The organism is Pseudomonas sp. Pseusp15 (assembly GCF_059492165.1).
Genome location: NZ_CP168523.1, coordinates 625,612 through 637,177 on the forward strand (window position 1 = coordinate 625,612; position 11,566 = coordinate 637,177).

Sequence of the window (11,566 nt, forward strand, 5' to 3'; positions counted from 1 at the left end):
CGCCATTTTTTTGACGATATTTTTAGATGAAACCGTTTCATGCCTGTAACAACAGAGCTAAGAACATCCTGAAGCGTAGCTAAGAAAAATTTTTCATAAGGGCTATGCCAAAAAAAACTTATGCGGCCTGAAAAATCCAGCACATTGTTCAATGCGAAAGCCTTTGTTTTATTGGCTTTCTGGAGCATCAACAGGGTTTTGGAAAGTTCCATTCACTTTTCGACACAGGGCGAAGAAGTGCTGGAGGGGAGGAGAGCGAGACGGTTTAGAGGCGACATTTTTTTGTCACTCGAGTGATTCAGAACCGTTACGCATGCGTTTGCAGGCCGGTCGTTTTGGAAGTGGGTCCCGATGCCATTGATTGCAGAGGGTTTTATCCCGATCCCAAGACACCCCCCTCGCGAACGACACGCCTGGCGAGAGTGTCGGGAGGCAGCGGTTTACTTCAGGTAAACGCTTTCCGGCACGCGGGTCTCGGGCAACCTGCTTGAACCATGAGCACGTTTCTTCGCGCAAACAGGATGCCGACAGCAGTTGGCAGCGGAGGAATGCACATGGCAACGCTCATCGGTATCGTCAGTAAGGTCATCGGTCAGGTGTATGCAGTGGCGGGTGATGGCACTCGACGGGCACTGATCGAGGGCGATCGGCTGTTTGCCGGCGAGCAGCTGGTCACCGGGGCCGAAGGGGCGGTGGCGGTGCATATGCAAAATGGCCAGGAGCTGACGCTGGGGCGTGACAGCAGCCTGCAAATGAATGCCCAGTTACTGGCGCACCAGGTGCCGCACGTGGAGACCACTGATGCGGTAACGCCGAGCCAGGCGCAACTGACCGATGTCGAGCAACTGCAAAAAGCCATTGCCGCCGGTGCCGACCCGACCCAGACCGCTGAGGCCACCGCCGCCGGACCGGGCGCAACGGGCGCGCCCGGTGGTGCGCTGGGTGGTGGCCACAGTTTTGTGCTGTTGGAGGAAGTGGGCGGGCGGGTCGATCCCACGATTGGTTTCCCCACCGCCGGCTTCAACGGTATTCCCGAATTCCCCCTGGAGCGCCGGGACGCTGCGCCGGACAACGGCGATAAAGGCATCGTTACGCCGTTTGCCGCGAACGTGCCGAATCACCCGGTCATCCTCACCGGCCTGTCGGTGGCGGGCGGTGAACTGACCCTCAATGAAGCCAACCTGGCGGACGGGTCTGCCAGCAACCCGGGGGCACTGACTCAGCACAGCACGTTCACCGTGTCTGCGCCCGACGGGCTGAGCAGCCTGAGCATCGGCGGGATCAGCGTGATCAGTGGCGGGGTGCCCATCGGTTTTCCGCAGTCGATCACCACTCAACTGGGCAACACCCTGACGATCACCGGCTACAACCCGGCCACCGGCGTGGTCAGTTACAGCTACACCCTGGTCGGCAACGAAACCCATTCCGCCGGTGATGGCACCAACAATCTCAGTGAACAATTCACTGTGGTTGCGAACGACAGCAACGGCGATACCGCCACCGGTTCGCTGGATGTCAATATCACCGACGATGTGCCCAAGGCCATCGACGACAGCAACGCCCATACCGCGTCGGAAACCCTGCTGACCCTGACCGGCAGCGTGCTGCCCAACGACGTCCAGGGCGCCGACCGCATTGCCACCGGCCCCGACAGCGGGCCGATCATCGGCGGTACTTTCACCGGGACGTTCGGTACCCTGGTGTTGAACGCCAACGGCACGTACACCTACACCCTGAACACCAGCGACGCCGATTTCAAAGCCCTGCACGGCGGTGGCAACGGCACCGAAAATTTCGTCTACACCCTTACCGATTCCGATGGCGATACCAGCACCGCGACGCTGGTGCTGAACATCCATAACAACGACGACCTGGTGACGCTCAATGGCCTGAATGCCGAAGGTGGCGAGCTGACCGTCAACGAGAAAAACCTCAGCGACGGCAGCAACCCTGATGCATTGGCGCTGACCCAGAGCGGCACCTTCACCATTACTGCGCTGGACGGTGTGCAAACCCTGACGGTGGGCGGCATCGTGGTGGTTTCCGGTGACCTGATCACAGGCTTCCCGCATGCCATCGTCACGCCACTCGGCAACACGCTGACCATCACCGGTTACGACAATGCGACCGGCGTGGTCAGCTACAGCTACACCCTCGTCGACAACGAAATGCATCCGAATGCCAACGGCGCCAACAGTCTCTCCGAGCAGTTTGCGGTCACCGTAGTGGACGACAACGGCACCACCGCGACTGGCAGTCTTGATGTGAATATCGTCGATGACCTGCCTCATGCCGTAGATGACAGCAACGCCAATACGGCATCGGAAACCCTGCTGACCCTGACCGGCAGCGTGCTGCCCAACGACGTCCAGGGCGCCGACCGCATTGCCACCGGCCCCGATAGCGGGCCGATCATCGGCGGCACCTTCACCGGGACGTTCGGCACCCTGGTGTTGAACGCCAACGGCACCTACACCTACACCCTGAACACCAACGATGCCGATTTCAAAGCCTTGCACGGCGGCGGCAACGGCACCGAAAATTTCGTCTACACCCTTACCGATTCCGATGGCGATACCAGCACCGCGACGCTGGTGCTGAACATCCATAACAACGACGACCTGGTGACGCTCGATGGCCTGAACGTCAACGGCGGCGAACTGACCGTCTACGAAAAAAACCTCAGCGACGGCAGCAGCCCCAACACACCGGCGCTGACCCAGAGCGGCACCTTCACCGTCACCGCGCTCGACGGTTTGCAAACCCTGACGGTGGGCGGCATCGCGGTGGTCACCGGTGGCGTGGCCGCAGGCGTCCCGCAGTCGATCGTCACTCCGCTTGGCAGCACGCTGACCGTCACCGGTTACGACAGCGCGACCGGCGTGGTCAGCTACAGCTATACCCTGGTGGATAACGAAACCCACCCGAACGCCAACGGCACCAACAGCATCACCGAGAACCTCAACGTCGTCGCCACTGACGTCGACGGCAGCACGGCGTTGGGCCAGATCAACGTCAACATCGTCGATGACTTGCCCAACGCCAACCCTGATCACGCCTCAGTGGCCGAAGGCGCGACGGTCTCGGGCAACGTGCTGGGCAACGACATCGGCGGCGCCGACGGACCGGCCCTCGGCGGCGCGGTGGTCGGCGTGCGCGCCGGCAGCGACACCTCGACTTCAGCCATCGGTGGCTTGAACAGTCAAATCAACGGCACCTATGGCTACCTGACCCTGGATGCCAACGGCGATGCGGTCTATCACAGCAATCCAAATGCCGTGAACGGCCCTGGCGCGACCGATGTGTTCACTTACACCGTGCGCGATGCCGACGGTGATGAAAGCACCACCACCATTACCATTGACGTGGCCAACTGCACCCTCGTGGCTGCCACCGACACCGATGTGACGGTTAATGAAAAAGCGCTGGACCTGACCAAGGACGGGCAGGACCTGGCGGCGGGCACGGTCATCGGCAGCGAGCCTGGCAACACCGGCGAAACCGCCTCCGGCACGCTGGTGGGTTCAGTCACCGGCACCAGCGACACCATCACGTACAGCCTGGTCGGCAGCGCCAACGGAACCTACGGGCAAATCCTGCTCAATCCGGACGGCAGCTACACCTACACTCTGACCTCGCCTCCCGCGACTACACCTCACGCCAACGACGGGCCGAACACCCTGAGCGAAAGCTTCACCTATCAGGCCACCGATTCTCTGGGCAACAGCGTCACCGGCAGCATCGTGATCAACATCGTCGATGACGTGCCAACCGCTCATGCCGATGTCGTCTCAGTGGCGGAAGGCGGCACGGTTAGTGGCAATGTGTTGGGCAATGATGTGCTCGGTGCTGACGGCCCGGCCTTGGGTGGCGCGGTGGTTGGCGTGCGCGCCGGCGGCGATACCTCGACTTCGGCTATCGGTGGTTTGAATACGCACGTCAACGGCACCTACGGCTATCTCACCCTGGATGCCAACGGCAACGCCGTGTACCACAGCAATCCGAACTCGGTCGGTGAACCGGGCGCCACGGACGTGTTCACCTACACCGTGCGCGATGGCGACGGCGATGAAAGCACCACGACCATCACCATCGACATCTCCAACTGTTCCCTCGTGGTGGCCCCCGATAACGACGTGACCGTTTACGAAAAGGCGTTGGATCTGACCAAGGACGGCCAGGACCTGGCGGCGGGCACTGTCATCGGCAGCGAGCCTGACAACACCGGTGAAACCGCCTCCGGCACATTAGTCGGTTCAATCACTGGCGCCACGGGTGCAATCACTTACGCCCTGGTCGGCAGCGCCACCGGCACCTATGGGCAAATCCTGCTCAACCCGGACGGCTCCTACACCTACACCCTGACCTCGGCACCCACCTCCACGCCGCACGCCAACGACGGACCGAACACCCTGAGCGAGAGCTTCACCTACCAGGCCACCGACTCTGTGGGCAACAGCGTCACCAGTACCATCGTGATCAACATCGTCGATGACGTGCCGACGGCCCATTGCGATTCGGTTTCGGTGGTGGAGGGCGGCACGGTCAGCGGCAATGTGCTGGACAACGATGTGCTCGGCGCTGATGGCCCGGCCTTGGGTGGGGCAGTGGTCGGCGTGCGTGCCGGCAGCGACACCTCGACTTCGGCCATCGGCGGCTTGAACACGCAAATCAACGGCACTTACGGCTACTTGACCCTGGATGCCAGCGGCAATGCGGTGTACCACAGCAACCCGAATTCGGTCGGCGAAGCGGGCGCCACGGACACCTTCACCTACACCGTGCGCGATGCCGACGGCGATGAAAGCACTGCCACGATCACTGTTGACGTCTCCAACAACTGCCTCGTAGCCGCCACCGATACCGATGTGACCGTCTACGAAAAAGCGTTGGATCTGACCAAGGACGGCCAGGACCTGGCGGCGGGCAGCGTCACCGGCAGCGAGCCCGGCAACACCGGTGAAACCGGCTCAGGTACGTTGGCAGGCTCGGTCTCTGGCGCCACGGGTGCGATCACCTACACCCTGGTCGGCAGCGCCACCGGCACCTACGGGCAGATCCTGCTCAATCCCGACGGTTCCTACACGTACACTTTGACCTCGGCGCCGAAAACTTCGCCCAACGCCAACGACGGCGCGAACACCCTGAACGAAAGCTTCACCTACCAAGCCACCGATGCCATCGGCAACAGCACCACCGGCACCCTTGTGGTCAGCATCGTCGATGACGTGCCTCACGCCGTCGCCTCGGACCGTTCGGTGCCGGCGGTGCAGATCGACTCCAACCTGATGCTGGTGATCGATGTATCCGGGAGCATGGACGACCCCTCCGGCGTATCGGGCCTGTCGCGGCTGGACCTGGCCAAGCAGGCGATCAGCGCGCTGCTCGACAAGTACGACAATCTGGGTGACGTGAAGGTACAGATCGTCACCTTCAGCAGCAGCGCCACCGACCAGACGTCGATCTGGGTCGATGTGGCGACGGCCAAGTCGATCATCGCTACGCTGACGGCAGGTGGCGGCACCAACTACGACGCGGCCGTGGCAACCATGGAAACCGCATTCGACACCTCGGGCAAACTCATCGGGGCGCAGAACGTCGGCTACTTCTTCTCCGATGGCAAACCCAACGAAGGCGACATCGGCACTGCGGACGAGATCGCGCTCAAAGCCTTCCTCGACGCCAATGGCATCAAGAACTACGCCATCGGCCTGGGCAGCGGCGTCAATAACGCCAGCCTCGATCCGGTGGCCTATGACGGCAGCACGCACACCGACACCAACGCTGTGGTGGTGACCGACCTCAACCAACTCAACTCGGTACTTTCGGGCACCGTGCAAGGTGCGCCGGTCACCGGTTCGTTGCTGGGCGAGGGTGGTACATTTGGCGCCGATGGCGGTTTCATCAAAACCCTCACGGTCGACGGCACCACCTATACCTACGACCCGAAAGCCAACAGCAATCAGGGTTCGCTGAACTTCAGCGGCGGCGCCAACCACGGCACCTTCAACACCGTCGACAACACCCTGAGCATCGCCACCAACAACAGCGGCACGCTGCTGGTGAACCTCGACACCGGCGAGTACACCTACACCTCGCAGAAAACCACGGCCGTGCAGATCACCGAAAACATCGGCTTCACCGCCAGCGACAACGACGGCGACCTCACCAGTTCGACCCTGACAGTCAACGTGATTCCGAATTCGCCACCGGTGGCAGTCGATGATCACATCATCACCAACGTGCTGTCGGGCAGTATCGTGGTGCCGGGCGAGCTGCTATTGGCCAACGACACCGACCCCAACGGTGATGCGCTCACGGCATCGCCGACTACCTTCAACACGGGTTGGACGGCCAAGGGGGCGGACTTTACCGGCACCAACTCGAGCTTCAGTTTCACCGGCAATAACGTCCAGGCCGTGACTATCGCCCGCAGTGCATTCGTCGCCAACGCTGCCGCCATGACCGCCATGCTGGTGGTCAGCGGGGCCTTGGGGGCGGTCAGCACCAACAATACCAACGATGAGGACCGCATCACCGTCAACCTCAAACAGGGCGAGACCCTCAACCTGGACCACAACCTGGCGGCCGGCCACATCACCATGGAGTACTCGGTCAATGGCGGCGCTTACATGGCTCTCGCCGATGGCCAGACCATCACCGCCACGGCGGACGGCACGTACCAGATCCACATCACCAACATCGACGACGGGGGACCTGGCAACAGCGGGAAGGGGGCGGAAAACTATCAACTGACCATGACCGTCAACTACGCCGGAGCCCAGGACTCCACGCCAGACTTCCACGGCACCTACACCGCCAGCGACAACCACGGCGGCAGCGACAGCGCGGCAGTCGACATCACCTATCAGGCCGGCCATACACTGACCGGCACCTCGGGCGATGACGTGTTGATCGCGGGCACCGGCAACAACATTATCAATGCGGGTGACGGCAACGATGTGCTCACCGCAGGCTCAGGCAATAACGAGATGCATGGCGGCGCCGGCAACGATCTGCTGTTCAGCGGGCCGGGCAACGATTGGCTCGACGGCGGCACCGGTAACGACACCGTGAACTACGCCCATGCCACCGCCGGCGTGACTGTCGACCTCAGCCTGCTCACTGCGCAAAACACCGTTGGCGCAGGCACCGACACCCTGACCGGCATCGAAAACCTCACGGGCTCGAACTTCAACGACAGCCTCACGGGCGACAACAACGGCAACATCATCAACGGCGGTCTGGGTAACGATGTGCTCAACGGCGGAGGCGGCGACGACTTCCTGATCGGCGGCCTGGGCGACAACACCCTCACCGGCGGCAGCGGTGCCGACACCTTCCAGTGGCTCAAAGGCAACAGCGGCCACGACGTCATCACCGACTTCACCCCGGGCACCGACAAACTCGACCTGTCGCAACTGCTGCAAGGCGAGAACGGCACTGCGGCATCGCTGGATGACTACCTGCACTTCAAAGTCACCGGCAGCGGCGCGACCCTGGTCACCAGCATCGACATCAGCGCCATGGCCGGCGCCACGCCGAGCCAGACCATCGACCTGGCCGGTGTGAACCTGGCCAGTCACTACGGCGTCACCCCCGGAGCGAATGGTGTGATTGCCGGCGGTCACGATACCGCGACCATTATCAACGGCATGTTGAACGACCATTCGTTGAAGGTGGATACCGTGTGATCTGAAACGACAAAACCCGCCATTCCCGGTGAAAGGGGATGGCGGGTTTTTTGTTGGTTGAGGATTTATCTACCGGCCCTGTGCCCGGATACACCTCATGTGGCGAGGGGGCTTGGGGTCGGACGGTTTGAGGTAGTAATCGAGGGCGCTCGGCGGCTTCGTTGAGTTTTTTGGAGTCCGGGGTTTCGTAAGGGGAAACGTCGTCGGTTTCGGGTGGGTTGGGTGTGATTTTGAACATGGTGAAACTCCTACAGGAAATGGAGCCACCAAGACCTGTCGCTAAACAGGTAAGGGTGGCGGCTGCACGCAGGTTAGCGAACCGGGTGTAGGCGCCCGGCAGACCCGAAGGTCTCCCGCGCACAGCCGCCATGACATCAATCGCAGACATGAACAATCTGCAAGAGAGTTTGGAGCGCTGTTGCGCCTACAAAGGTTCGGGTCGCTAAACCCGATCGCTGATTTGTCAGCGACCGGGAAACAATAGAACCCGACCCTTAGGCGCACAAGCCGGCGGATTCTGGCGCAGTCGTAGGCAACGACGCAAGGATGTGTAGCCTGAGTGAGTGTCTGGAGATGTCTTTTAAACATCGTTGTTTATTTCTCATTCAGGCTTAGGAGAGGCAGGGCTGATAAATAATGGCGTGCCCTTTCTCCGAGTCCCTCATTTTTCGTCCTCTGTTTATATTGTGCGTACCAGTGGTCGCGAGTTTTTGATATTTATTTGCGACCCATGGTGAAGTGATCAAAGGTAATTAAATCCCAGACGCTTGTAATGATCTCTACATACCAAATGTCATTGTCTGAAGTAGAGAAGAATACACGGTGGGGGCCGGGACTATTGGCAAGGTACTGATAAGATAGTCTTGTTTTGTCCTTTCTTAAGAAATTAACCAGTATTCCGTTGCTTTGGACGAATCTGTAGTAAAACTCGACAGAGGAGTAGCCCCAGTTAAACTCGAGTTGCATGTATTGGCTCGTGCCACTGGCGTTTGTATGCATCTCTAGAACTTGCGCAGCGCTTTGGTTATGCACGGGAGGGTAAGGGCCAGTGAGAATGGTGTTTATTGAGTTTATACCCATAATGCCATTTCCTCCGAGAAAGCGAATGGTCATGCTAGGCAGTGATATGGTCTGGCCAAGTGATATAAAGCGTGAGTAGTGGCTATCGAAATTTTCCGACAAAATAGGCTGGATGTTCTTGACTGTATAGATTAAAGAACGCGGGAAGATAATCGTTATGGGCTTTTGCCCCTTGAAGTTGGCTTTGACTTCTACATGGAGGGTTGAACCATCCTGCAGCAGTAACAGTTGCGCACGTGACAGTGTTCTGGTGAATCCATTTGTCTCTTCCTCAGGTGTCAAGGAACCTCCTGTCACTACGGGAATAACAAGGGGGGTTCCATTGTTTTCGGTTCCGATGACCGTTATGTCAATAAGATAATTTCCACCCTGAAGCGGCCATGGAGTTTTAGTGATGGTGGCATCACCGTCGAATTCATTGATATCCAAGGCCCGTGCACTATCAGCCTGATCGATGATGGGAGCTCCCAATCGAACATCACCGTCGACGATCCGTTCAATCGTCAGTGCCAACGGCGACGATGTCCCTACCGGCTTCCCATCGCGAATCAACTCCCAATACAATTCGACATCGCGCCCCATCCACTCCAATAGAAGCTCGAAAGTTAATCTGAAGTTTGCCCTTTTGTTTTGATTGAATAGCTGCGCAGGAAACGTTTTGTCGCCTGCGATCGGATTCTTGATCATTAGACGCGCTCGATCATTCAACCCCGCTGTCAGGAATTCAATTCGAACCGTTGCTCCATTTGAGTGAGTCAACACATCAATGGGGCTCTTCGCCGGGGCTACCAAAGTTGGTGGGTTCAGATCGAGACGGCCGAGATGTATGTCCAGGCGCTTCTCCGGGGATTTGACCCGGTTGCCCAACTGGTCGACGACATAGAACTCGGCCACAGTACTCGGGTTGTCGCCCGCCTTCTGGAACATGTCGGTGAACAGTGTATGGGTGATCGGCGCCGTGCCGTCGGGGACGTCGAACCGGTCCTGGGTGTCGCCCAACAGAAATTCGATGCGGTCATAGTTGCGCCGATTGGCATAGGTGAACCCGAACTCCACCCCTTGCGCTGCCCGTGCGGCGCTGACGCCGTCCTTGAGCACGTCGGCCGGGATCACCAGATTCAGGTTGTCCGCAGACCGCAGGTGGTACAGCACCAGCAGATCCCGAGAGGGTTCACTGTTCCCGCTGACACGGGTGACCACGTAATGCAACCGATTGACGCCCTGGATCAGGTACCCGTGCGGCAGGTAAAGACGCTGGCGCAGTTGTTCCTCTCCGGGTTTGACGGTCTGGCCTGCTCCTGGGACGAGATTGCCGTTGCAATACAAATCCACGCGATCATCGACCGCCATGATCCAGGAGCGCAGCTGCAACTCCTCCCAGTAATCAACCAGGCATTCAAGGCCTTGGGCCTGGCCGTCATAAAGGGCTTTGGGAATACCGCCGTCAGCGATGCCGGCGGGTCTTATCGGGGATACCCAGCCCGGGATGATTATGGGAAACAGCGTAAACAGCTTCGTTAGCTCGGCGGACTGGATATCCATCAAATTCTCCGGGGGAGGCGACAAGTTTCAAGTCCACTCGGGACGAGTACTCATCACACCGCAGGGAAAACAGATTGGCTACTATCAGATCTGACAGGTATATGTGGATTTAAGACGAACGGTCATATCAGTTACATCGGCATCGGCTGCCTGACCAACCGTTTACGGGCGGGTGGTTGTGGGGGGCCACGATACAGCGACCATCATCAACGGCATGCGTGAGCTGAAACGACAAAACCTGCCATCCCTGTTGAAGGAATGGCAGTTTTTTTTGCCGGTGAGATCGTTTTCGCGAGCAAGCTCGCTCTCATACATTCGATCTTCAGTGAACACAAAACAGGCGAACAACCCGGATCGACTGTGGGAACGAGTCTGCTTGCGAAGAGGCCCGAAAGACCACCATAAAACTTGCAGCCTGAAGGGCTTTTGTGGCGAGGGAGCTTGCTCCCGCTGGGCTGCGAAGCGGCCCCAAAACCATTCGGCCCAATTGCATCAGGTAGACCGCATGTACAGGGTTTACGACTGCTGCGCAGCCGAGCGGGAGCAAGCTCCCTCGCCACAGGGGTCAGCGTTTGACCTCAGGTTACAGGGCCGGGTCAGCCTTCAGTTCCAGACTGTCCAGCGCCCGACTCACCGCCAGTTCACCAAACATGATGAGCTGCGCGACGCCCAATATCGTATTGCGCTGCGGCCCCTCCAGAAAACCGGCACAGTCACTGGCGATCACCTTGGCCGAGGCAAAGGACTCGCAGGCATTGGCCAGTAGCTCTTCGATGTCGATGTCCGGGGCAACGGTGTAAATCGTGCTCGGCTTGCGTGGGGGCTTGGGGGCGGACGGTTTGAGGTAGTAATCGAGGGCGCGCTCGGCGGCTTCGTTGAGTTTTTTGGAGTCCGGGGTTTCGTAGGGGGAAACGTCGTCGGTTTCGGGTGGGTTGGGTGTGATTTTGAACATGTTGAAGCTCCTTGATTAATGGAGCTGTCACTGCTCGCTGCGAAACGAGGGAGGTGGCAGCTGTACGCAGGTTCGCAGACCGGGAATCAAGGAACCCGGCAGACCCGAAGATCTCCCGCGCACAGCCGCCATAACGCAATCCAGTTGACGAAAAGAAGCGCCAACTGAAAGGGAACGGTGGCGCAGTGCGCCTTGATTGACCCGGGCTGCGAAACCCGATCGCTGATTCGTCAGCGACCGCGAAACGATAGAACCCGCCCCCAAAGCGCACAAGCCGGCGGATTCTGGCGCAGTCGTA

General features: G+C 59.3%; 3 protein-coding genes and 1 pseudogene. 1 reads left to right on the top strand and 3 read right to left on the bottom strand.

The window, feature by feature from the left end; all coding sequences use genetic code 11:
• Nucleotides 1-554 precede the first annotated feature (554 nt).
• Nucleotides 555-7,694 carry a retention module-containing protein gene (locus ACEN8R_RS03000; protein WP_495624569.1) on the top strand — a complete coding sequence of 2,380 codons (7,140 nt, stop codon included), beginning with the start codon at nt 555-557 and terminating at the stop codon, nt 7,692-7,694.
• 111 nt (nt 7,695-7,805) lie between these two features.
• Here ACEN8R_RS03000 and ACEN8R_RS03005 read toward each other — a convergent pair.
• The 3 genes and pseudogenes from ACEN8R_RS03005 to ACEN8R_RS03015 all read right to left on the bottom strand — a co-directional run.
• Nucleotides 7,806-7,932: pseudogene (locus tag ACEN8R_RS03005) on the bottom strand (DUF6124 family protein); the annotation flags it as partial.
• 479 nt (nt 7,933-8,411) lie between these two features.
• Nucleotides 8,412-10,316 carry a hypothetical protein gene (locus tag ACEN8R_RS03010; RefSeq protein WP_018929913.1) on the bottom strand — a complete coding sequence of 635 codons (1,905 nt, stop codon included), beginning with the start codon at nt 10,314-10,316 and terminating at the stop codon, nt 8,412-8,414.
• A gap of 583 nt (nt 10,317-10,899) precedes the next feature.
• Entirely contained in the window at nt 10,900-11,268 is a 369-nt protein-coding gene (locus ACEN8R_RS03015; RefSeq protein ID WP_018929914.1) for a DUF6124 family protein, read from the bottom strand.
• Nucleotides 11,269-11,566: the final 298 nt, after the last annotated feature.

Excerpts from the sequence above, each read along its gene's own strand:
- ACEN8R_RS03000 (WP_495624569.1), top strand. The coding sequence starts at position 555 with ATGGCAACGCTCATCGGTATCGTCAGTAAGGTCATCGGTCAGGTGTAT.
- ACEN8R_RS03010 (WP_018929913.1), bottom strand. The coding sequence starts at position 10,316 with ATGGATATCCAGTCCGCCGAGCTAACGAAGCTGTTTACGCTGTTTCCC.
- ACEN8R_RS03015 (WP_018929914.1), bottom strand. The coding sequence starts at position 11,268 with ATGTTCAAAATCACACCCAACCCACCCGAAACCGACGACGTTTCCCCC.